Raw genomic sequence first — 23,755 nt, 5'->3', positions numbered from 1 at the left:
GATGCTCTTCTCAATAGGTGCAGATTTGGCTTCTTTTCTGCACCTTAAGATAGTCGCGTGTCAAGCAAGCATCGGTTTCAGAAAGCGGCCGGTATGAGACTCTGGAACATCCGATACGGCTTCCGGGGTGCCAGCGGCAATAATCTGCCCACCGCCATCACCACCCTCCGGGCCCAGGTCAATAATCCAGTCTGCCGTTTTAATCACGTCCAGGTTGTGCTCAATGACGACCACGCTGTTGCCATGATCTCGCAAACGATGAAGGACAGTGAGTAGCTGTTCAATGTCGTGAAAATGGAGCCCGGTGGTGGGCTCGTCCAGTATATAGAGTGTTTTACCGGTATCCCGTTTGGACAGCTCTTTCGCCAGTTTCACCCGCTGGGCTTCACCACCCGACAAGGTGGTGGCGTTCTGCCCGAGATGAATATAGGAAAGCCCTACATCCATCAGGGTTTGCAGTTTGCGCTTGATCGCGGGTATTGGATCGAAGTATTGCAGGGCTTCTTCCACGGTCATTTCAAGTACTTCGTGGATGTTCTTGCCTTTGTATTTTACTTCCAGGGTTTCGCGGTTATAACGTTTACCCTTACAGACATCGCAGGCAACGTAGATATCTGGCAGAAAGTGCATCTCTACCTTGATAACACCGTCTCCCTGGCAGGCCTCGCATCGGCCACCCTTGACATTGAAGCTGAATCGGCCGGGTTTATAGCCCCGGGAACGAGCCTCCTGGGTGCCGGCGAAGAGTTCACGAATGGCGGTAAAAATACCGGTGTAGGTGGCCGGGTTAGAGCGTGGTGTCCGGCCAATGGGACTCTGGTCAATATCAATGCATTTATCAAAATGCTGAATGCCGGTCAGCTTTTTATAGGGAGCAGCGGTTAATGTTGTTGCTTTATTGAGCGCTGTGGCGGCCAGCGGATACAGTGTGCCATTGATTAAGGTGGACTTGCCGGAGCCCGACACGCCGGTGACACAGGTCATTAGACCCACTGGAATTTCCAGAGTGACATGTTTCAGGTTATTGCCGCTGCAACCACTGAGTTTCAGAGTTTTCTTGGGGTCTGCGGGTGTTCTGTTGGATGGCACATGGATCTTGCGAATACCTGAGAGGTATTGACCTGTTAAAGAATCCGGCGAGTCCATGATCTGTCCGGGGGTTCCCTGGGCGACGATGGCACCACCATGAACACCGGCTCCGGGGCCAATATCGATAACATGATCAGCGCTGCGAATGGCATCTTCATCATGTTCCACGACGATCACCGTATTACCCAGGTCTCGCAAACGGGTCAGCGTATTCAGAAGACGTTCATTGTCCCGTTGATGCAGCCCGATACTGGGTTCATCAAGAATATACATAACCCCCACAAGACCTGCACCAATCTGGCTGGCCAGTCGTATTCTCTGGGCCTCACCACCGGAAAGGGTATCCGCACTGCGCTCCAGGGTAAGATAGTTCAGGCCGACATTGACCAGAAAGCTCAGGCGATCACAGATTTCCTTAAGTACTTTTCTGGCAATCTCGCCACGGCGGCCGGGCAGGTCAAGATCCTGAAAATAGACCAGTGCTTTTTCAACGGGCAATTTAACCAGGTCCGGCAGGGTTTCATCCTGGATAAATACATTCCGGGCTTCTTTGCGTAAACGGGTACCTTTACAGGATGGGCATGGCTGGGTGCTGAGGTACTTGGCCAGCTCTTCCCGGACGGACTGGGAGTCGGTGTCCCTGAAACGTCGCTCAAAGTTGGGAATAATGCCTTCAAAAATATGCCGTTTTTTATAGACATCTCCCCGGTCATTGACGTAACTGAAATTGACCTCTTCATCACCGGACCCATGAAGAATAATATTCTGCTGTTCCGGGCTTAAGTCATCAAACGGGGTGTCAATGCTGAAACCGTAGTGAGCGGCCAGTGATTTCAGCAGGTGAAAGTAGTAAACGCTGCGCCGGTCCCAGCCACGGATTGCGCCTTCTGCCAAGGTCAATTCAGGGTGCTGTACTATACGATCCTGGTCGAAGAACTGTTTAACGCCCAGCCCATCACAAGTGGCGCATGCTCCGGCCGGATTGTTAAAGGAAAAAAGCCGTGGTTCCAGCTCATTGAGGCTGTAACCACATTCCGGGCAGGCGAACCGGGAAGAAAAGACAATGTCGTCTTTAGCGTCATCATCCATGTAGCTGACAGTGGCAAGACCATCGGTCAACTCAAGGGCCGTTTCAAACGACTCGGAGAGGCGCAGTTGTAAATCATCACGCACCTTGAAGCGGTCTATGACCACTTCGATGGTGTGCTTCTTCTTTTTATCCAGCTTTGGTGGTGTATCAAGATCCGTAACAATCCCGTTGATTCTGGCACGGATAAAACCGTTGCTTCTCAGTTCGTTGAATACATGGAGGTGTTCACCTTTGCGCCCCCTGACTACCGGGGCCAGCAGCATCAGTTTGGTGCCTTCAGGCAGTGCCAGAACCTGGTCTACCATCTGACTGACGGTTTGAGCTTCCAGATGCAGGTGGTGTGTCGGGCAGTGTGGAATGCCGACGCGGGCAAACAGCAACCGGAGATAGTCATAGATTTCTGTGATCGTACCGACGGTGGAGCGCGGGTTATGGCTGGTGGATTTCTGCTCAATGGAGATGGCCGGTGAGAGTCCTTCGATATGGTCTACATCGGGCTTTTCCATCATGGATAGAAACTGGCGGGCATAGGCTGACAGGGACTCAACATAACGACGCTGACCTTCTGCATACAGCGTGTCAAAGGCCAGGGAAGATTTACCGGAACCCGATAGGCCGGTGATTACTATCAGGCTGTCACGGGGCATCTCCAGGTTGATGTTTTTCAGATTGTGTGTACGCGCGCCCTGTACGGTAATCTTTTCCACAGCCTTTTCTCCGTGCCAGTGAGAGAGCCTGTTGGTGGCCTTTCTGCAAGCTGAAAAAGGTCACCAACAGGCTCTGAGAGCAAACGGAGTATTATAAGTAGTCGATCGCCAAGTCTGTAGTAAAAATTGCGACATTCAGCAAAAGCATCCAGAGGTGGCCGTTGAAGTAAAGGCCACCTTTGCTGTTGGTAAAATAGCCGGGGCATCGACAGTCCCATTTCAGTGCGGCTGAATCCAGAGCCAAGGTCAGAATTTGACCGGCATAAGGATACTCTGAAACTCTGGATATGACGTTGTTCAGTGTGTCGGACCATGCAGTTGCATCATTCTTGAATTCAGATGCTTGGTTGCCAGGGGCTGCGGCACCGGGATTTATGTAGGACTGAATATAACGCCAGCCATGATATCCGAGGCTCAGGAGGTAGTAGCTAAAAAAGAAACCTTTGGTCATTAACCGGTCCGGTTTATTGCTGATATCCATTAATTTCCCGCTGCAGGGGCAGGCTTCCTGTTGAGTCCAGAGGATATTACCCGAGTCCAGGAGTTTGTAGACGTGCACTGCCATATAGGACCACATCAGCAGGTTGCGAGTAGTAAGTAATATCTGCCTGGTTTCATGGTAGGGGCTATGGGAGATCAGAATGACTGACTGATCATTAGGGGCAGTTGACATGGGGAGCTTACAGTCTGTGCTTTTCAACGCTTGCAATTTTTCAATGTGGTCGTTACTTGAGATTGTGCAAAGGGTTTCTTTTCCGTGTTCGTTAATTGTCGTGTAGTTGGCTGACATCGAGAAGCCTGTGGTTTCTTCTTTGATAGTGTCGGACAGGCATGGGAGAGAAATGGTAAGCAGTATGGCCGGGATGCATTGAAACCAAAAATTAAACAAATGCCGTGTTATTTTGATAGTTTTATTATTCTTGGCAAAGGTGTAGGTGCTTTTTGACATGGATAACGTTTATCCCTCTGGTTTACTCTCCAACCAACGTGCTGGTTTTGAATGGCTCTCTAAAAGGGTACCAACCAAAAGATTAATTTATTCGATTTTGCAGGCTCCTACGTCAGTCAGGCACTTTATTGGAAATGCCTTGTCCGGTTTATATTGCCATATCAAGGACAAAGTGTAATAAATCCAAACCGAGCATCAGACTGTTTATGTTAAAGCCAAAGTCAGGGGCCTCCAGCCACCACATAATAAGATCTGCGCTGATGACCAGGATGTGGCCTCCAAGGCCAAGGCTTTCAGGTTCATCGTTATTTCTGTTATCCCGGCCATCAGGATAAAAGTAAGATGAGAGGTGTTTACCAAGGAATGGGTAGAGTGTCTGGTTGGCATTACGGGACAAGCCGACATTATATAGTGCTGAAAAAACCAGGTATTTCAGTGCTTCACCAGGATGAAAAACCACCAGATTGAGGACAGCAAAAGGTAAGGTGCGAGAGATATTGACGGCATGGAGGCCGCTGTTTAACCACATTAAATAGTATTTGGAGGTCATCAGGATCGATCTGGGACCAGTGTTTGTTTTTAATGTAACCTCAACATCAATATCAGGGTTATTTCGCAGTGTTTCCAGAGTACAGCCAGCTTTGTGCAGCCTTTCCCGTTCTTCTTGAGTTTCATTCCCGGTCACTATGCAGCTGATTTCTGTGCCATCACTATTTTGCTTTTTGTAGTGTGCCGAAATAGGGGGGGCGGATACTGATGTATCAGCAGGAAATGCCGTAGATGCAGCCAGTAAGGGAAAACAAATGACCAATATAAGAAAGATGTTTTTTTTTAAAATATCACTCATGAATTAATCTACTCACGTGAGGATAGCGTACTAATTCCTGATAAGCTTCGATGTCAGGCTGCTGCCGCCAGCGTTAAACCAGATCCTGATACGTGTGCTCGGCTGTTGTTTTTGGTGATTTTGATGTTTTTGATAGGCTCACAACGAATTTTCAAGAGGCTTCGTCTTGTATATATAGTCAGCATGTTATGGTCGCAACAGTGACATTTTGTCGCAGGCGCAAGAGGGTGTTTTTGCCTGACCACATGACCTGGCGACGATTGCCTGAGTGCCGGGTAAAACATCAACGGGTCTCATCATCACTGATGATGATTCCCCCTGGGCTATAATCCGTGAGCATGCTTTCTGCATGGCATCCGGGATCCGAATCCTGATAGACTAGGTGGCTGTCCGAGAATAGACTGCCCTACTGCGGTGGCAGCAAATTGGTCTAAAAAGTCGGAAATTTTTAGTAAATAGAACCACTATTCACTAAAAATTTCCGACTTTTTATCCTCAATTTTCTGCCATCCTCGCTACGGGCGCTATTCTCGGACAGCCTCCTAGCGGCGACACTGTTTATCAGTAATTTTATCAGTTATAACCACCAAAAAAATTCAGGACTTTGCTGTTATCCCATGTCATTTGTTGAATTAAAAGCGGCTGTATCCCTTACCCTGGTCTTTGTCTTTCGGATGCTTGGACTGTTTATGGTACTGCCTGTTCTGGCTCTTTTTGCTGACGATCTTCAGGGAGCTTCGCCCAGTTTGATCGGGGTGGCCATTGGTGCCTATGGGTTCAGCCAGGCCATATTACAGATTCCGTTTGGCTGGCTTTCTGATCGCTGGGGCAGGAAGCCCGTTATTCTGCTGGGACTGTTGATTTTTCTACTGGGAAGCCTGCTGGCGGCACAGGCTACCACCATCGAGGGAGTGATTGCCGGGCGTATTTTACAGGGGTGTGGTGCCATTGCCGGTGCGGTGACAGCGTTGATGGCTGACCTTACCCGGGATCAGCATCGAACCAAGGCCATGGCCATGATTGGCATGGGCATTGGCCTTGCCTTCGCCATTGCCATGGTGCTGGGGCCCGTGGTCAGTGATATCTGGGGGCTGTCCGGACTCTTTATCGCTAATGCCCTGATGGCGGTGGCAGCGATGCTGGTGATTATCCTGCTGGTGCCAACGCCGGTCATTAAACGGCGGGACTTAAACAGTTCTGTTGATCGTCAGGTGTTGCATCAGGTCTTCACTAACCCGGAGTTGCTGAGGCACATTATTGGCATTTTTACCCTCCATTTTGTGTTGATGGCTTTATTTATTTTTATTCCCGAGCTGTTGAGCAAAGATTTTGACCGCTCTGCTCATGGCGGTATTTATCTGGCCGTCCTGGGCCTGTCATTTTTTATGATGATCCCCCTTATCATTTTCAGTGAGCGTCAGCGACTGCTGAAGCAGTGTTACAGCTTCAGCATTGTCATTCTGTTCGTGGCTTTTGCGCTGTTTTACCAAGGCATGCACAGTGCCACGATGTTGTTGGCGGGCTTATTGATTTTCTTTTTTGGTTTTAATTTTCTGGAAGCCACGCTGCCATCCCTGGTCAGCAAACTCGCGCCAGTGGGAACCCGTGGTACTGTCATGGGAGGCTACTCAACCAGTCAGTTTATGGGGGCTGCCCTGGGCGGCAGCCTTGGGGGCGTTGCCATGGAGTATGGCGGTGTTCCCGCTGTCATAATGCTTTGTACAATTCCCACTGCCCTGTGGTGCTGGTTGTCTGTTACTATGAAGCAACCACCTTATGTGAGTACTATGGTAATGGCCCTGAATCCTGAGCTTGGTGATGTCAGTTCGGTGGGAGAACGGCTAGCTGGTATTGACGGTGTTCAGGAAGTGACTGTGCTTGCCGCTGAGAAAACAGCTTATCTGAAAGTTGATAAGCAGGCACTGAACTGGTCCGAGTTAAGGCAGTTTGGGCAGTGCTAGGAGGCTGACCGAGAATAGCGCCCGTAGCGTGGATGGCAGAAAATTGAGGATAAAAATTTCGTTTTGTGAGGTGAATAGCGGGGCTATTTGCCGAACAAAACGGAATTTTTAGACCAATTTGCTGCCACCGCAGTAGGGCAGTCTATTCTCGGACAGCCTCCTAGTTGCAATATATGTGGTTCAGCTATTAAACCTGCGGGTTGATACAGAATAAAAACGGGTAACCAGATACAGGGCCTTTGTTTTAATAGAGCATTTTTAATATGGAGTGGTCCTGTAAGGTCACTCCATGGTGTCTTCAATGAATGGACTCTGTTCTTGGAGGCTATTTGAGTTTGAGTGAATATGGCGGAGAAGCTAAATGGCTCGAGGCGTTAATAAAGTAATACTGATTGGTAATCTGGGTAACGATCCGGATGTACGTTTTACTCCCAATGGCAGTGCCGTTGCCAACCTGAGTCTGGCAACCAGTGAGTCCTGGAAAGATCGTAATACCGGTCAGCAACAGGAGAAAACGGAGTGGCACCGGGTGGTTATTTTCGGCAAGCTGGCTGAGATCGCTCAACAGTACCTTCGTAAAGGATCAAAAGTCTATATCGAAGGTAAGCTGCAGACACGCAAGTGGCAGGGTCAGGACGGTCAGGATCGGTATACTACCGAGATTGTGGTTGATGGATTCAGCGGCCAGCTGCAGATGCTGGATGGCCGCCAGGAAGGCGCTATGGGTGCTCCGATGGGAGGTGGCTACCAGCAGCAGGCACCGCAACAGCAGCAGTCTTATGCTCCGCAGCAGCCTCAGCAATACGGATCACCATCACAACAACAGCAACAGCATCAACCAGCGCAGTCGCAGCAACCGCAATCGGCTCCCCAGCCACAGCCTGCTGGTGGTTTTGACGATTTTGATGATGATATCCCGTTTTGAGTTAAGAACCTCTCTCCGCGAACGCCGCCGGGCATTAAGCGCTGACCAGCAGGTCAGCGCTGGTGTAATGTTGTGTGATATTCTCAGTGCCCGGCCTGAGCTTGCAGATAGCCAGCACATTGCAATTTATATAGCCAGTGATGGCGAAATAAATCCGGACGTTCTCCGTGATTTTCTCTGGAGTTCTGGCAAACAATGTTATCTGCCAGTGATTGGGAGGAATAACAACCTTCTGTTTATTGAATACCTGCCCAACACTCATCTGGTTTTGAATCGTTTTGGAATCCCTGAGCCTTCCTTGCAGGAGGTAGAACCGATTTCACCGGAAAAGCTGGATGTTGTCCTTGTACCTTTAACCGGTTTTGATGAAGCTGGCAGAAGGCTAGGTATGGGAGGAGGCTTCTATGACAGAACATTTGCTTTTACCCGGACTGCGAAAAAGCCAATACTTATTGGTCTGGCCCATGAGTGTCAGAAAGTTGAATCGATCCCTGTAGAACATTGGGATATAGATATGTCTGGTATTGCAACGGACAGTCGCTATTATCCGGTATAATTTGTTCAGGTAAAAACCACCCTGTTTTACTCAGAGGGTGGTGCTGTTTGGATAATGTCAGAGATTAACATTAATCATTCAGAATACCGGACTAATAGCTTTCGCAAGCTTCCCCGGGAATACGCATAAGAGCTGGCTTACCGTAGGCAGATGTTAGCGCAGTAATCGTTGATACTTTTGAGTCGGTTCCAGAATTTGTCAGACAGAAAGATACATCATCACCCTTTATGATAGAGGCTTGAGCTTTTCCATAACTGTACAATGTGCATGAGCTTTTCTGGACATTGATAGTAGACGTTTGTCGACCATCAGAAACAGTGACGAATAAGTCAATTGGGTTTTCAGTGATGTATGCGCTTCCTGCCGTTGACCACCCGGTCATCTGCTTAACTAATAACAGGTTGGTGATACCTCTGTTTTTTGGCACAAAAAGATTGTCGCCAATATGCTCAAACTGTGAGTCGTTCTGTATTGATCCCTGATTTACCAGAACGCTGTCAATATAATAGCCATCCTCGGTCGTCAGTGTCATCATGCCACAGACATAGTCGTTGGCAACGGGCAGTAATCTTAATAGCTGGCTCAGGAAGACGTTGTGGGCAACACGGTTGGAAAGAACGTTGGTAGCACCGAAGTCATAAACCTTTTGTGGGATGTATGACAATACTTTTGTAAAGGGGCTTTCCGGAGCATAGTTTCCGCCACCTATAAGAATGGTCGCATGAGCAGCCAGTTCAAGGAAAGAGAAAGTACCGCTACTGAGAATGGCTGACAAAGAACTCCCGCCTGAATACCCATCCTCAACCCCGACTCTGGTATCGGAAGGGGCTCCCCATGTTGCCGATGTGATTGATAACAATAAAACGATGAATAAACACTTTCCTCTAAACATGCTAACCCCTTATCCGGATGGCTGTTTTTAATTAAGAAAAACGGTTCTCTCTAAATAAAGATCAGAACCGAACGGTTGGACAGCAAGCGAGCCTTATTATTCCTAGCTTTAAATATATTTTTTTGAAATATTTCATGACTGTTTATTAATTTAAGCTCGGTAATGGAACTCGCTTACTGCGTGGAGAGATACTAAGAGGGATTCTAGAGTAATATTTTATTTCCGCAAAATGGTATGGCTATATAAAAAAATAGATAAATGTTTTTTTTTCATATAAGGGGATTTTCATAATCAATATATATAAAGCAGTAGTTGTTATATTTCTTGTCAGGTTGTTTTAATTAGTACTATGGTTTTTATCTTGTGGTTAATAAAATGGTTTTTCTGTGAATCGTTATATAATTTTGCAAATAATCTTTGAGTGATTTTTAATTTATACGATTTAACCATTATGCAAAAGCAGGCGTGCTTTCTGTTGATTTCTGTTGATGTGGCAAGGCATGCGTTCATGGATCGTCTCGGTCTGTTGGCATTGATTCGCCCTGTGGCTGGTGGCTTCCTTTATTTCATGGATGAAATTGTCCTGACGGAACACCAGATTAAAGATGCAGCCATGGCAGGTGCCGATGCTAAGGAAACGTCAGCTCTGTGAAGGTTGGTCAGATGAAGTCTAAGTAGTTGGCCAAATGGAATCGTATATTTCTGGCTAAGTGGGCAGTTGCTATGCAAGGCGCAACGTAGGGAGCATAGCCGTAGCTATGTGACCGGAGTTGCAACGCCGCAGAGTGACTGACAACTTAGTCAGAAATATATGATTTCATTTGGTTAACTACTTATGATGGCACCAACATAAGATCTACCCCTGTTCTTAATCGCTAACCTTCGTTATCTTAAAGATATTGTCAGGGTGATCGTTTGTTCTTTGGGGCAATTCAGGAGTTGTTGCATTTGAAGAACCGTTGGTTTTGGGATTGCCCTCTGTTCGCATGGCCGGTCGATGCGTGCGACAGTGGATGTTAAAACTCATACAGGGAAGCTAATGATGAAATGGATGACCATCATTGTTTTTATGGTGTTGTTTCTTGTTCCCACAGGAAGGTCAGGAGCGAATTACCCGGCCAAGTTTACCCAGGTTTCACCACGAGAGGCCTTGAGTGGTAGAGCAAACGATGCGGTTATCGTCAATAGTCAAAATAGCTGGCTAACCGGGATATTGGTTGGCATCCCTGGCTCCAGAGAATGGGTTAATGGGGTTTTGTGGAGTTCCGGGGAGTTGGCGGTGCATGCAAGTAAAGCGTCGCAGCTTTCGCAGTACCCTTCATTTAAATATTCACTTTCTGTAGAAGCATCGGGCCGGGAGCTATGGAAGGATCTGGTTGCTACACCAGATGCAGATGCGCTCATTTTTTTCTTTAGAAGTAAAGCTTTCTGGAGCAGCCCTTTCAGTTCCGAAAGTGACTTCATTCTTACGGATATTTCCTCTCTGGCAGAGGATTTTTCCGTTTCTCACTCTTTTAAAGCATTTCCGGAAGGGGCTGAAGTTGATTGGGATTATCACAGCAACTGGTTTTATCGTGAGAAAGTCGACAGTGGACTGGTCACCAGAGTTCAGCGGATAAATAGACGTTTGTTCAGTGATCTTTGTATTATTGATATTCATTTAGGCGGCAATCGACGTGTTGTCAGTTACCGGGATGAATGGATACCCGAACAGAGCTTCCACCATGAATCGGGTGAGAAAACAGTAAGTCGGCCTGTAAAAAAACGTGGGGCAGGTAACGACCATCCGTTTGTCCCTGATGTTGGAAAGTTTACCACTTATCAGGAAAGCCTTTGCCGCTATGCAGAAGATGCTGCTGCTGCGAATCAGGAGGTGAATATTCTCTATTCGGATTTTTGGGATTCCAGTGAGCGCCTGGTCGAAGCAGAGGTATATAAAATATGGGTTAAAGCGACAGAGTAGCTGTTTCGATACCGCCTGTTCAAAGCATAACGTCAGACTGTCAATTTATGCGGGTTTTGCAGCAACAAGCTGAGATTATAAGTTCATTGCTCGCGGGGCTTGTTCAGCCAGATCAATTTAACCCGGGTTAAGTTATCAATTATACATTTGAACCTTTTTGAGGAATGAGTGTCATAGGGAATAAAAAAGATTTCATGCAGCATGCAGAAGCAATCCGATGCAAAGCCGTTTCAGTCATGGCACAGGCAGTGACACTAGTCCAATTACCAATACTCCGGCAGTCGACCGTGGCAGTGATGGTCAGAGAAATCGCGCCGATCCTGATTCTGGTGAGCGCAGCACCCAGCGACAGGAGCGTACTGAAAACCGTTGTCGTTTAAACGTGTGGCTGGTCGACAGAGTCGCTAACACCCGTCATGAGGTTGCCTCGGCGTCGATTTGTCTGGATGGGGCTGCTGCTGATCAGATTCGCACCCGTGGTATCAGGATTGTTGCAAGAGTGGTGAATTATTCTGAGCCATCCGGTACTGAAAATGCAGCAACTGCAACAGCCACGCCACAAGAACCACAGACCGATGTCGTGCAGGCGGCAACAAATCAGGGTAGTGATGGCAATGCTGGGCTTGAATACTGGCTTGACCGCTTTCTGGATATTCCCCTGGATCGGTTTGCGGTACCCGGTGACGACGTTTTGGACATGTTTGCCAACATTAACCTGCCGGTAGATGGTAGCAGGTTGACCGCTGAGGAATTGCGGTCTGCTGGTTTGAAGCGGGTGCTGAACAGGCATGTGGCTGCCTGGCTGGAGAAGAAGCAAGATCGGACACAGACAACAGGAAAACTGCTGGGCTTGCAAAAACTGATGCATGAGGATATGGCCACCTATTTCCGAAACTGGGTGCTGCTGAAGTGCTACAGCGACATGCTTCGGGGTAAGCCGGTGTCTGAAACTGACCGTCAGCATCTGATACAGGCCCTGAATCAAAGTGTGTTGAATGATTTTGCTGAGTTGACCAGTCAAGCCAGCATGATGATGGATTTTTATTCATTAAGTCTGCTCTATTTTATGGGCGGGTTGCCGTTCTTTGAGGATGGTGTTAACTACCACAAGGGCATTACCTTGCTCGCCTATTGCCCGACAATCATCAAAGAAATGTTCTTTTATTTGTCCCCGGTCAGCTTCTCTCCCTACGATTATGTGCGTTTTGCCCCGGTGAGCTTCACGTCATTGTTTGTCGGTCAGCCTAATGTGCCACCAGAAACCAAGCTGGGTGCTGCAATGCAGATTATGGTGATGTCTTATTTACAGCAGGTGAACGCTCACTTTATGGTAGCCAAACGCTATAAATGCTCACGCTGGTTCTCTGACTCAGAGTTAAACTCTGAACTCTTTCTGATCGTCAGGGACCTGATTGCAGAATGTCTGTTGTATACCGGAGGTATGAACGGAAAAAAAAAGCCATGCAGGCGTAAAATATTAGAGGTTGACAGGCGGTTTCAATTAGCCGTCGCTCGTGCCCGAAAAGACTACATTCAAGGGGAGGGCGACATTCATGCTTTAGTCACCTGTCTTCTGGCAAGCATCCATCAGCGTGCACATTCTGCTTCACCAATGTATAGCTGGAAAGTAGCCAACTTATATCGCAAAGCCGCACAAATGTCCCCTAATCACTGGTCAAGTGCCTATATTTTTTTCCTTAAAGCCCGTAAGTGGGAGTTGGCTGCCGATGCAGCAACTGAATATGCCAGGTATTATCAGAAGAAAAGCCCTCTGCTGGCTGAGTATTGGAGGGATACCAGTGAGCGGACCATGGAGTTGTCTGCCTTTTCGGAATCACCAACAGGGCGGGCAGCGGCTTCAGATAAAGACTACGATTTTGACGCAGTTCTACGACAGTTTTCTGAAGAGGTACCAAAGTTTGCCAATCTGCCGGTGGGTCTGGCCCGAAATAAAGGCAGGAAGCGCAATGGTCAAAAAAATGAGTCTGTTAACAAGTCAGAGCATGATGTCAGTGAATCCCCGAAGGTGAGTGGCGCTGAGGGGCGCGAGCCTGAGGTGAACAAGCCAGATCACCAGGAGGTTGCGCCAGTGATCAGGGTGGTTCGATCCGGCAGACATCATGCTGCCTGTCCATCGGCTGATTCTCAGGGGTTCCAGGTACAGTCGGCCAGGGGGGCCATAAAGCCATTTGAAAAACTGCTCTCCCGACACTGGAATCCGGTTATTCTGCAAACACTCCGGTGTATCCGGGCGGCCAGGGCCCGTTCGGATATAATCGGCGAGCGGCAGATATACCAGAAGTTGTTGAATCAGCCTCTTTTAAAAACCTGTATTGGTATTGAGCGAATCTGGGAGGAGTGTGCCTGGACGGAATTGCATCAGTTTGATGATTTTTTCCGCTCGGCTATCATTCCCGATGCACCGATGAGACAGAAGGCCAGGCAATGGGTGCTGGATGCCAGAAATAAATTTATTTTGCCGTCACTGATGCATTGTCTGGAATTGGATCAGATTGACCCTGACATCAACCCTGAAGTCATCTGGCATGCGGTACAGGCAATGCTGAAACAACCGGAAATTGCCGACGACCCTCAGGTCGACGCTGAAATCAGATTCAGACTGCGTTGTCTGTTCAGTTCCATGGGGCATACTTTCAGTCTCTGGGCTATGACTGATTTATCCAAGGCTAACCAACACCGGCAAAGGGCGCAGACATGGTATGGATACAAAAGAATTGATCCGGGTTATGTATGGGCCTAGGAGCCTGTCGGACTTAAGCGTCCGTAGCGAGGTTTTTAGAGCATTGGGTGAAGGTCAAGCGCAGCATTATCCGCTTTATAAGACAGTGGATCTGCCAACTGACTCTTTGTTTTTTGTTTATGACATCCACAAAGTCATAAGTGTTTAAAACATCACCACCTCTGACATCACCAATCACATTTTCCATTAACGAACCGGGGATACTATCACCGGAAAAAGGGAGTTTTAGATAACCCGTTAGAATCTTCCGCAAGTTGCTCTTGAGAAAGCTTCCGATCTTTACGTAATGATTGTTGATGGCATTGATACCCGCTCAGCCCATTACCACAAGCGTTATGTAAATCTTGATATATCAGCCAGCAAACATCCTGAATAGTGTCTACAGTCAAACGCTATGACTCTTTTGGAAAAAGCACCTGTGCCTGCCACTCAGCTTTCTCACCTGCAACTGCTCCAGCGGTTGCAGGGGTTGTTGCAGGAACAGAGTCCTGTCGCTGAATTCCTGAAACAGAAAAACGCATCTCTTAAACATCAGCTGGACTGGTTTAAACAACAGTTGTTTGATGAAAAGTCTGAAAAACGGTTGATCAACTATCCGAATCAATTAGCACTTGGCGAGATCCTCCAGGGCGTTGGATCTGTGCAGCCACCAGAAATGGACACCATTACCTGCGAGTGCAAAAAGAAACATCGATCTGATGATTGTGTCACTGGTAAGTTTTATTGCGGGCCTGCTGCTGGTTGAGAAATATCGTTACCATCAGGCTCATCGAAAAGACTTTGCAGGTGTATTACCTGGCAACTTTATGAGAGATAACATGGATATTCTTCGGACAGGTTTGAATACTATGTCACCGGGCGATCATCCGCCTGTAAACTCTCCCCAAAGTGATAAGGGCTCAAATGCAGGCGGGGGTATATCTATTCCGGGGATGCAACAAAATGCAGAGTTGCCTTTTCTGAAGTCTCGCACAATTGTTAGCGTAAATTGTGAAAATAAAGTTGAACAGCCATTAAAAATGATGGCTGAAGGCAGCCGCAAAGAGGAAGATGCTCTAGAGAGGGTACACTCACTCGCTTCATATTATCCGTTAGCCTCCTGCCCTTATCCATTTATCAAAGAGAATGCCATATCTGGATATTGTTTTGACATAGATGGTGTTCAGTATGAAAGCTTAGAGCAAGAAAAAGCTTTTCCCCTTTTAACTGAATCAGCGATCATTGGTGACATTCCTAAAAAGAATAAGTCTCTGTATCAACAATGTTTTGAGTCCAGAATTGTGCAAATATTGCAAAAAGGTGTTGCAGGTTGTATCTCATACAGGCAAACGGAAGAAAGACGTAATAATAGGTGGGGATCTGGTGAGGAGGTAACCCTTGGAGCGAGTTGTCATATGCTAGCTAATTATTTGGCATTCGGGATAAATTTTTACGACGATATCGATCGCTCCCATGCACAATGGGAGGACTGGTATATGTCTTTGCCAGAGGCAAAAATACTCCCCTTCGACCCGGCAAGCCTCCTAAAGGGCGATATTGTCCAGTTTTGTGAAACCTCTGATGATGACGTTGTTAAACCAATACACTCTCAATTTTATCTCGGGAACTCGTTGTATATATCTGCATTTGGTTATCTGTCAAATATAGCGATTCATAAGCTGGAGGAAAGTATCAGTAGATATAGTGAACTATTCAACGCGATTCGCATTGTCAGAAGAGATAAAACAGAGATCGATCCAGTCCCTGAGTGGATTAATTGTCCTCAATCTGACGCATTTTTTCCTTTGATAGCCAAGTTTGTCGAAAGATAGAGTCATAGAGTAAAAGCCTCAAGTCGTTTCTACAGCTACAAAGCAACAGAAGCAGGGAACCTTGCCCTTCACTTCTGCTTATGGCGGCTAAGTAGCTGGCCATATGGAATTGAATATTTCTGGCTACTTATACTCCGATAGACTTGTAAAGCGCATCCAGCCCCATTTTACCCGCCATTTTTTTGGTTTCCCGGCGGGATGATTCATCAAAGCCGGTATACACCAGGTCTTCCTGTGGCAACTCATCCAGGAAGCGGCTGGGCAGCGTATCAATGATCTCGCCAAACTGCTTTCTTTGCCCGGCCAGTGTCATGGTCAGTGATTTCCGGGCCCGGGTAATGCCGACATAAGTAAGACGACGCTCTTCCTCAATATTATCTTCTTCAATACTGGTTCGGTGCGGCAGCAGCTCTTCCTCCATTCCCATCATAAAGACGTGGGGGTACTCAAGACCTTTGGAGGCATGGAGAGTCAGTAACTGAACACGGTCGGCATCTTCCTCTTCCTCATTGCGCTCCAGCATATCCCGCAGAATCAGCCGGGCAATGGCATCGGCAACCGTTCTGTCTTCATCACCCCGTTCCAGGGTTTGCTGCAGGGCATCCACCAGAAACCAGACATTGGCCATGCGCTTTTCAGCCTGGGCTGGCGTTGAGGAGTGCTGCATCAGCCAATTTTCATAATCGCTATCAGCAATCATTTCACGAACCACCTGCATAGGGTCTTCGCTGATTTGCAGCCGTCGTGAAACGTCGTCCATCCACCCGGTAAAGCGTCGCAGCCTGTCGACATACTGAGGGGCCAGGTCCTCGGCAAGGGCCGCTTCTTCACAGGCTTTGTACATACTGATGTGGTGTTTGTTGGCGTAGTTGCCCAGTTTCTCCAGTGTCGATGGCCCAATCTCCCGCTTGGGGGTATTCACCACCCGTAGAAAGGCGTTGTCATCATCCTGATTAATCAGCAGGCGGAGGTAGGCCATGATATCTTTCACTTCTGCCCGGGCAAAGAACGAGGTGCCGCCATTAATGTGGTAAGGAATACCATGGTGCTGAAGTTTCAGCTCCAGCAGCCGCGACTGAAAATTTCCCCGATAGAGAACGGCATAATCTTTATAGCTGTTATCGTGGCGAAGTTTGTGGGCGATGATCTCTGTGGCAATCCGCTCACACTCCATTTCGTCGTTTCGGCATTTAATCACGCGAATTTCATCCCCGACCCCCATTTCACTCCATAATGTTTTTTCAAACACATGTGGGTTATTGGCAATCAGGGTATTTGCTGCTTTCAGGATACGGCTGGTGGAACGGTAATTCTGTTCCAGCTTGATCACCTTTAAGCTGGGATAGTCTTCTTTCAGTTGCGCCAGATTTTCTGGTTTGGCTCCGCGCCAGGCATAAATGGACTGGTCATCATCACCCACGACGGTCAACTTACGACGGTCGCCCACCAGTCGCCTGACCAGCTCATACTGGGCACCATTGGTGTCCTGGTACTCATCCACCAGCATATAGTGAACTTTGTCCTGCCAGCGTTGCTGGACCTCCGGATAATGTCTGAATAACTCCACCGGCTTCATGATCAGGTCATCAAAGTCCACTGAGTTATAGGCTTTCAGCATGCGATTGTAGTGTTCATAAACAATCGCTGCCGTCTGCTCCCAGGGCTGTCTGGCCATCTGTAACGCCTGGGCCGGGGAGATCAGATCATTCTTCCAGTTGGAGATACAGTGCTGGATCTGATCCACACCATTATCATCTGCAGACGTGTCCCGCTGCATCAGGTCGGTAATCAGTGATCGGGCATCCTGCTGATCAAAAATCGAAAACCCTGGTTTATAGCCAAGAATCTGGTACTCACGACGGATAATATTCAGGCCGAGATTATGGAACGTAGACACCGTCAGTCCGGAAGAGGCCTTGCCTTTCACCAGCTTGCCAACCCGCTCTTTCATTTCCCGGGCGGCTTTGTTGGTAAAGGTCACGGCCACAATGTTTTTGGCGCTGATACCGCACTGTTGAATCAGGTAGGCAATTTTGGTGGTAATAACACTGGTTTTACCACTACCGGCACCGGCCAGTACCAGCAGGGGAGTATCGATGTATTTTACGGCCTCAGCCTGTCGATCATTGAGTCTTTGCACGCGTTCTGTTTCAGGCAAGTCATGGGAATTAAGCGTCTCAGTATAACAAGGTTAGGGGAGTGGGCGATATGTCTGGTCTTCAGGCCAATGCATAGAGGGATATATTTAGGCCGACTCCCAATCGTCTTTTGATTGACCTTCTTATGATCGCTTTTCGGTGGCAGTATCCCACAACGTATTTTTCAGAGTTTTAACCCACCATCCAGCTCTAAAACCCGCCCGTTGTAATAGTCATTTTCAAAAATAAAACCAACGGTCCGGGCAATCTCTTCCGGGTACCCATGCGTCCAACAGGAATGCCCGCGGTTAACCGGGCTTTGGCTTCTGGCTTCATGCCGCCGGTCATTGCGGTTTCAATAACGCCCGGAGCGACAGCTGCACAACGGATGCCGTATTTGGCCAGCTCTTTGGACCAGGTCACGGTCATGGCGGAGACACCGGCCTTGGCTGCGGAGTAGTTGCTTTGTCCAAAGTTCCCTTCACGGGCAATGCTGGCGATATTGACGATGACGCCCTCTGAGCCACTGTCGATCATGCTGGCGGCCACTTCACGGCCGCAGAGGAAGACACCGGTCAGGTTAACATTGATTACGGACTGCCATTTGTCGAAGGAGAGTTTGTCGGTCACTTTGCCATCTTTGGCTTTGATCAGCAGGCCATCTCTGAGAATACCGGCGTTGTTGACCAGGCCATTCAATGGGCCGAGTTCTGCAGAGGCTTTCTGAACAGCCGCTTCCACCTGAGCTTCTTCAGCAACATTGGCTGGCAGTGCTATCGCTTTAACCCCTTTTGAACGACAGAGTTCCTCTGCCTGATAAAGTTCGGGAGTATCAAGGTCCATAAGACCCATATTGGCACCACGTTCTGCGAACCAGTTGGCCATTGCCAGACCAAGTCCTCTGGCGGCACCGGTGATCAGGATATTTTTATTTTTGATGTTCATTGTTCTTATGTTTTATTGGTAGAAGGTACACTGATTATCCTGAAACGGATGTGAATAAAAGACAATAATTTATAATAAAAGAATCCTTTCTTTGGAGAGCAGGCGGGCTGTACAGAGACCGACTTGCCGGTTGTTTTTGATTTATTTGCGAGGCTGGTGTACCCGGGTAAGAAGTTTTTTTCATTAAGGGGCGAGTACAACCTTCCTGCTTCCTGACAACCCTTGAAAAAAAACGACACTGCCTTTATATAGGAGGCTCCAATGATTAACGGGGCCTCTTATGCGCTTCCTCTTTGTGCTATTTATCCTTTTACCCATTCTGGAAATGGTGGTGCTGATTAAAGTAGGCAGTATCATCGGAGCCTGGAATGCGGTTGCCCTGGTTATTCTGTCGGTATTTATTGGCATCGAAGTGATTCGCCGCCAGGGCTTCAGAACCACATTAAGAGCCCGGCAGAAGATGGCGGCAGGCGAACTGCCCGCTATGGAAATGCTGGAAAACCTGGCTATTGCCCTGGGTGGCCTGCTGCTGTTGATCCCCGGTTTTATCACTGATTTTCTGGGGGTATTCCTGTTGATTCCACCGGTTCGTCAGCTGCTGATCCGGCGCTGGCTGAAAGTGAGCGGGGTCAATGTGCAGCACACCAATATTTATGAGGCTGAGTATCGTCGTGAGCCATCATGGCGTCATGATCAAACCCATCTCAACCACACCATTGATGGGGACTATACCCGGGAAAATGATGATGGTCGTTCCGGAAGCCAAAAGCACCATTAATTGATAAGCCTTGATTTGCGAGCATATAACGAATTTTTCACTCTTTCTTGAGTTTAGAACCTCAGTTTTGTGGAAAAGTCAGTTTTTTTTCCATCTGCCTCTTGAAAACTGCGCCAGCTACCCATACTAAGGGGAACACCTGATAAGACTTCGGCAAGGCCTTGAGCTGTTAGTAAAGGCCTGTGCCAAAGTAAACTTCATCCCGGGTGCATACCAGGGAGGTTCGGGTAAACCGGGCCATAGTGAAGCGATAGTACATCGTTTTACTGCCATTACGTTGATAGCGAGCAGCCTGTAAAAGGTTGCACGGCATAAGCAAACTGTTGGAGAAAGAATCGATGAAAATCCGTCCGTTGCGTGATCGCGTGGTCGTTCGTCGTGTCGAAGAAGAAACTACCTCTGCTGGTGGCATCGTACTGCCAGGTTCTGCCGCTGAAAAGCCTAACCAGGGCATTGTGGTTGCAGTCGGCGATGGCGTGTTTCTGGACAATGGTGAAAAGCGTCCTGTTGGCGTTAACGTTGGTGACAAGGTTATCTTCGGCAAGTATGCAGACTCAAACACCGTGAAGATTGATGGTGAAGAGCTGATCATTCTGTCTGAAAGTGACATTTCCGCCGTTCTGGAAGGCTGATTGTCAGGCAATCACACGGTATTTTTCCGATTTCACAAAATAGTGCACAGGGTCACCAACCATGGCAGCTAAACAAGTTAAATTTGGCGACGAAGCTCGCAAAGAAATGCTCAAGGGCGTCAACATCCTGGCTGACGCTGTAAAAGCTACTCTGGGTCCCAAGGGCCGTAACGTTCTGCTGGAGAAGTCTTTTGGCGCGCCTACCATCACTAAAGATGGTGTGTCTGTGGCCAAGGAAATCGAGCTGAAAGACAAGTTCCAGAACATGGGCGCCCAGCTGGTTAAGGAAGTGGCTTCCCAGGCTAACGATCAGGCCGGTGACGGTACCACTACGGCGACCGTTCTGGCTCAGTCTATCCTGAACGAAGGCCTTAAGTACGTTGCGGCCGGCATGAATCCAATGGATCTCAAGCGCGGTATCGACAAGGCGGTCATTGCTGTCGTTGAGCAGCTGAAGGCTATGTCTACTCCTTGTGCCGACAGCAAATCCATCGCACAGGTTGGTACTATCTCTGCCAACTCCGATGAACTGGTTGGCCAGATCATCGCCGAAGCCATGGAAAAAGTTGGCAAAGAAGGCGTTATCACTGTTGAAGAAGGCAGCGGCCTGGAAAACGAACTGGAAGTGGTTGAAGGCATGCAGTTCGACCGTGGCTACCTGTCTCCATACTTCATCAACAACCAGGAAAGAATGTCCGCTGAACTGGAAAGCCCATTCATCCTGCTGGTTGACAAGAAAATCTCCAACATCCGCGAACTGCTGCCGGTTCTGGAATCCGTTGCCAAAGCTGGCAAGCCACTGATGATCATTGCTGAAGACGTTGAAGGCGAAGCCCTGGCGACTCTGGTGGTGAACAACATGCGCGGTATCGTGAAAGTCACTGCTGTCAAAGCACCGGGCTTTGGTGACCGTCGCAAGGCCATGCTGCAGGACATCGCTATCCTGACTGGCGCTACGGTTATCTCTGAAGAGGTAGGCCTGTCTCTGGAAACGGCAACTCTGGATGACCTGGGTACTGCCAAGCGTGTACAGATTACCAAAGAAGACACCACCATCGTTGACGGCGCTGGCGTTCAGGCTGACATCGTTGCCCGTGTTGAGCAGATCCGTGCCGAGATCGAAAACTCTTCTTCTGACTACGACAAAGAGAAGCTGCAGGAGCGCGTAGCCAAGCTGGCTGGCGGTGTTGCCGTTGTTAAGGTAGGCGCTGCTACCGAAGTTGAGATGAAAGAGAAGAAAGCCCGCGTTGAAGATGCCCTGCACGCTACCCGTGCTGCGGTTGAAGAAGGTGTGGTTGCCGGTGGCGGTGTAGCCCTGGTTCGCGCCCTGTCTGCCATCAACGTTGAAACCATTAACGCTGAGCAGCGTGCCGGTGTTGAGCTGATCCTGCGTGCCCTGGAAGGCCCGATCCGTCAGATCGCTACCAACTCTGGTGACGAAGCTTCTGTGGTTGTTGACAAGGTTAAGGCGGGTTCTGGTAACTTCGGTTACAACGCTGCTACCGGTGAATACGGCGACATGATCGAAATGGGTATCCTGGATCCAGCCAAGGTTACCCGTTCTGCCCTGCAGGCAGCAGCTTCTGTTGCAGGCCTGATGATCACTACTGCTGCCATGGTTGCTGATGAGCCACAGGACGACGCGCCAGCTATGCCTGATATGGGCGGCATGGGCGGTATGGGTGGCATGGGCGGCATGATGTAGTGCGACGAGAGTCGTGCAGGTAGCTAGCCTGACTGGGTTACACCGCAAACGACCACTCACTTATCAGGTGTTTGGTCGTTCCACCTCCAGTAGAAAATAGCATGTCAATCCAACCGGTATTCGGTCTGAATCATGACCGGATACCGGCCTCTCTCTTATAAAAAAACCTGTCCTCAGAGTTCTCTTCGACGTTTTCTTTGGAACCCCCTTTCGCGATCCCTTATCTTCTTTGCGTAAGCAGGATCATTCTTGTAGCGTTCTCTTCTGCGCTCATTTTCGCGTTGTGCGTAAGCAGGATTTTTGCGAAGCTCTCTTTGGCGTTTTCTTTGGCGCTCCTTGTAGTGTTGTGCGTATGTGGGATGTTTGTGAAGCTCTTTGTGGTATTCGTTAGCATGAAAAGAGTGTTCCGTCGCACAGTCAATCCCGGCAGGGGGAGTGGGTTGTTGATACTGTACGTTTTCTGGTTGGGGGTTAATAATTACAACGGGTGTTGCTGGCTCAAAAAAAGCATCGGCAGATTCCAGGTTATACATTATTTATGTCGGATGAAGTTTGTTATCAACAGCTGATGAGCTTTGCAGGGCTAATGGACTTAGACCTAAATTTGACCGGATAGAAAAATGTTCATTATCAGGAATATAGGTAGGAACAGGTTTAAAAGTTCCTCCTTGATATTACCCATTCAATATTTATTTGTAACCTTGCATAATTCATGATTAAAAGGATTGGTATATGCGATAGCTACGCAAGTGGGGTCTTTGCGAAGCTCACTACGGCGCTTCCTTCGGTATTCCCTGGGTACTCTCTCTGGCGTTCAACGTAGGCGGGATCTTTGCGACGCTCCTTCCGGCGCTCCCTCGCCAGCCTGTTTTTACGCTCAATGTCAGCAAGATCTTTGCAAAGCTCTATTTGGCGCTCCCTTTTGCGCATCTTATCGCTCTCCAGCTTGGCAGGATCAGGATCTTTCAAACGCTCCTTCATGCGCTTTTTCATGCGTTCTGAGTAACCGGGATCATTCTGGCAACGCTTCCGCATGTTCTCTTTCATGCGCTTCCTCATGCGTTCTGCGAAATCGGGATCATTATGGTAACGCTCCCTCTGCCGCCTGTTATTGCGTTCAACATAAACGGGATCTTTGAGGCGCTCCCTTTGGCGCTCCCTTACGCGTTCTGCGTAATCGGGATCATTGCGATAACGCTCCCTCTGTTTATCCCTCTGGCGTTTTGCGTAAGCTGAATTATTCCGATAATGACTCCTTCTTTGGTATGCCCTGATGCGCTTTGAGTGATCAGGATGATTCTGATAGCTCTTTTGGTGCTCAACTGCTGAAGTGTTATTACTAACATCTTCTACTGCCTGGGGCGTTTGATTATCAATTGTCGTCTGGTTCTGGTTTTGCAGGTTAACTACAGTAACTGGCCCTGAATTTTGTGGGTTAGAGAGCATGTCAGGAAGATTAGTTAACTGATAATCCGGGGCAGAATGGCTCGGTGGCATTGGCTCGTTAACCTCAAGCTCGCTCCCCAATATGCATAGCAGCTGAGTAAGGGGGGTGTCTGGCGTTGAAAGTAGCGCATCCTCTAAGGGGTTAGTGTCAGAATGGCAAAAAGAATATTCATTTAGTCCTGACTGTGGAACCTCAGAAATATCAGTTCTATGTGGGGCTTCCTGATCGGCATGAGTTAGAAATGCAATATTATATTTATTCAATGAACCAAATGGATCAGGGTTATTGTTGTGTCTGTCTGATTGACTATGGTAAACATGAAAGGGAGTGCTCAGCACCTGAACAGGTATCCCTTGATACGTCGGCTGTTGTTCATCTTGGCACTTTGGTTCTTGTGAGCTCATATAGGGCTCGCCAAAAGCAACCTCGAATGGCAGTAATTGAGTAAAGTGATCCATTGAATTATCAAATTATTGAATTCCAGTTTAAGACATTTTCTTTTTGTATTAGTTTCTCTCATAAACACTCTATCCAATAATTATTTCAGACAATTATAATT

Annotated in this window: 19 protein-coding genes and 1 pseudogene; 11 read left to right on the top strand and 9 right to left on the bottom strand. The window is 48.2% G+C overall.

The features are described from left to right. Window positions 1–60: 60 nt before the first annotated feature. From uvrA to O3276_RS09460, 3 genes are all read right to left on the bottom strand, one after another. Entirely contained in the window at window positions 61–2,886 is a 2,826-nt protein-coding gene (gene uvrA / locus O3276_RS09470) for an excinuclease ABC subunit UvrA (RefSeq protein ID WP_269675411.1), read from the bottom strand. Between the two features lie 91 nt (window positions 2,887–2,977). Further along, window positions 2,978–3,367, bottom strand: a complete 390-nt coding sequence (locus tag O3276_RS09465; RefSeq protein ID WP_269675410.1) for a hypothetical protein — start codon at window positions 3,365–3,367, stop codon at window positions 2,978–2,980. A 616-nt stretch (window positions 3,368–3,983) separates the two neighbouring features. Next, window positions 3,984–4,682 (bottom strand): hypothetical protein, encoded by a 699-nt coding sequence (locus tag O3276_RS09460; RefSeq protein WP_269675409.1) that lies wholly within the window; start codon window positions 4,680–4,682, stop codon window positions 3,984–3,986. Between the two features lie 617 nt (window positions 4,683–5,299). Here O3276_RS09460 and O3276_RS09455 point away from each other — a divergent pair. The 3 genes from O3276_RS09455 to O3276_RS09445 all read left to right on the top strand — a co-directional run bounded on the left by O3276_RS09455 (window position 5,300) and on the right by O3276_RS09445 (window position 8,124). Further along, window positions 5,300–6,643 (top strand): MFS transporter, encoded by a 1,344-nt coding sequence (locus tag O3276_RS09455; RefSeq protein WP_332328206.1) that lies wholly within the window; start codon window positions 5,300–5,302, stop codon window positions 6,641–6,643. Between the two features lie 361 nt (window positions 6,644–7,004). Next, window positions 7,005–7,568, top strand: a complete 564-nt coding sequence (ssb, locus tag O3276_RS09450) for a single-stranded DNA-binding protein (protein ID WP_269675408.1) — start codon at window positions 7,005–7,007, stop codon at window positions 7,566–7,568. Then, window positions 7,549–8,124, top strand: coding sequence for a 5-formyltetrahydrofolate cyclo-ligase (locus O3276_RS09445; RefSeq protein WP_269675407.1), 576 nt, complete (start codon window positions 7,549–7,551; stop codon window positions 8,122–8,124). The genes ssb and O3276_RS09445 overlap by 20 nt, the downstream gene beginning before the upstream one ends. A 91-nt stretch (window positions 8,125–8,215) precedes the next feature. On the opposite strand, the gene O3276_RS09440 is transcribed toward O3276_RS09445, so the two are convergent. Then, on the bottom strand, window positions 8,216–9,016 hold the full coding sequence (locus O3276_RS09440; RefSeq protein ID WP_269675406.1) for a hypothetical protein: 801 nt from the start codon (window positions 9,014–9,016) through the stop codon (window positions 8,216–8,218). Between the two features lie 508 nt (window positions 9,017–9,524). Between O3276_RS09440 and O3276_RS09435 the strand changes: the two genes are divergently transcribed. The 5 genes from O3276_RS09435 to O3276_RS09415 all read left to right on the top strand — a co-directional run bounded on the left by O3276_RS09435 (window position 9,525) and on the right by O3276_RS09415 (window position 15,551). Beyond that, window positions 9,525–9,668, top strand: coding sequence for a hypothetical protein (locus tag O3276_RS09435; protein ID WP_269675405.1), 144 nt, complete (start codon window positions 9,525–9,527; stop codon window positions 9,666–9,668). A gap of 399 nt (window positions 9,669–10,067) precedes the next feature. After that, complete coding sequence (locus O3276_RS09430; protein WP_269675404.1) at window positions 10,068–10,979, top strand: hypothetical protein; 912 nt, start codon at window positions 10,068–10,070, stop codon at window positions 10,977–10,979. Between the two features lie 217 nt (window positions 10,980–11,196). Further along, window positions 11,197–13,740 carry a hypothetical protein gene (locus O3276_RS09425; RefSeq protein ID WP_269675403.1) on the top strand — a complete coding sequence of 848 codons (2,544 nt, stop codon included), beginning with the start codon at window positions 11,197–11,199 and terminating at the stop codon, window positions 13,738–13,740. A gap of 418 nt (window positions 13,741–14,158) precedes the next feature. After that, window positions 14,159–14,485, top strand: coding sequence for a transposase (locus tag O3276_RS09420; protein ID WP_269675402.1), 327 nt, complete (start codon window positions 14,159–14,161; stop codon window positions 14,483–14,485). Beyond that, entirely contained in the window at window positions 14,439–15,551 is a 1,113-nt protein-coding gene (locus O3276_RS09415; RefSeq protein WP_269675401.1) for a hypothetical protein, read from the top strand. Before O3276_RS09420 ends, O3276_RS09415 begins: the two co-directional genes overlap by 47 nt. Window positions 15,552–15,678: 127 nt before the next feature. On the opposite strand, the gene rep is transcribed toward O3276_RS09415, so the two are convergent. After that, window positions 15,679–17,691, bottom strand: a complete 2,013-nt coding sequence (gene rep, locus O3276_RS09410) for a DNA helicase Rep (protein ID WP_269675400.1) — start codon at window positions 17,689–17,691, stop codon at window positions 15,679–15,681. A gap of 182 nt (window positions 17,692–17,873) precedes the next feature. Continuing rightward, a pseudogene (locus tag O3276_RS09405) lies at window positions 17,874–18,634 on the bottom strand (SDR family oxidoreductase). Between the two features lie 280 nt (window positions 18,635–18,914). Between O3276_RS09405 and O3276_RS09400 the strand changes: the two are divergent. Further along, complete coding sequence (locus tag O3276_RS09400; RefSeq protein ID WP_269675399.1) at window positions 18,915–19,412, top strand: FxsA family protein; 498 nt, start codon at window positions 18,915–18,917, stop codon at window positions 19,410–19,412. A gap of 169 nt (window positions 19,413–19,581) precedes the next feature. Here O3276_RS09400 and O3276_RS09395 read toward each other — a convergent pair whose 3' ends face one another. After that, on the bottom strand, window positions 19,582–19,725 hold the full coding sequence (locus tag O3276_RS09395) for a hypothetical protein (protein WP_269675398.1): 144 nt from the start codon (window positions 19,723–19,725) through the stop codon (window positions 19,582–19,584). Between the two features lie 25 nt (window positions 19,726–19,750). On the opposite strand from O3276_RS09395, the gene O3276_RS09390 reads away from it, so the two are divergent. Both O3276_RS09390 and groL read left to right on the top strand, forming a co-directional pair. After that, on the top strand, window positions 19,751–20,044 hold the full coding sequence (locus O3276_RS09390) for a co-chaperone GroES (protein ID WP_101744992.1): 294 nt from the start codon (window positions 19,751–19,753) through the stop codon (window positions 20,042–20,044). A 61-nt stretch (window positions 20,045–20,105) separates the two neighbouring features. Beyond that, window positions 20,106–21,749: a chaperonin GroEL gene (groL, locus tag O3276_RS09385; protein WP_101744973.1), complete on the top strand. Its 1,644-nt coding sequence runs from the start codon at window positions 20,106–20,108 to the stop codon at window positions 21,747–21,749. Window positions 21,750–21,922: 173 nt separating this feature from the next. Here the strand turns inward: groL and O3276_RS09380 are convergent, their stop codons facing one another. Both O3276_RS09380 and O3276_RS09375 read right to left on the bottom strand, forming a co-directional pair. Further along, on the bottom strand, window positions 21,923–22,282 hold the full coding sequence (locus O3276_RS09380) for a hypothetical protein (protein ID WP_269675397.1): 360 nt from the start codon (window positions 22,280–22,282) through the stop codon (window positions 21,923–21,925). 208 nt (window positions 22,283–22,490) lie between these two features. Beyond that, window positions 22,491–23,246, bottom strand: coding sequence for a hypothetical protein (locus O3276_RS09375; protein ID WP_269675396.1), 756 nt, complete (start codon window positions 23,244–23,246; stop codon window positions 22,491–22,493). Window positions 23,247–23,755: the final 509 nt, after the last annotated feature.

The organism is Endozoicomonas sp. GU-1 (assembly GCF_027366395.1).
GTDB lineage: Bacteria > Pseudomonadota > Gammaproteobacteria > Pseudomonadales > Endozoicomonadaceae > Endozoicomonas.
This window is presented reverse-complemented; position numbering and strand designations above follow the sequence as displayed.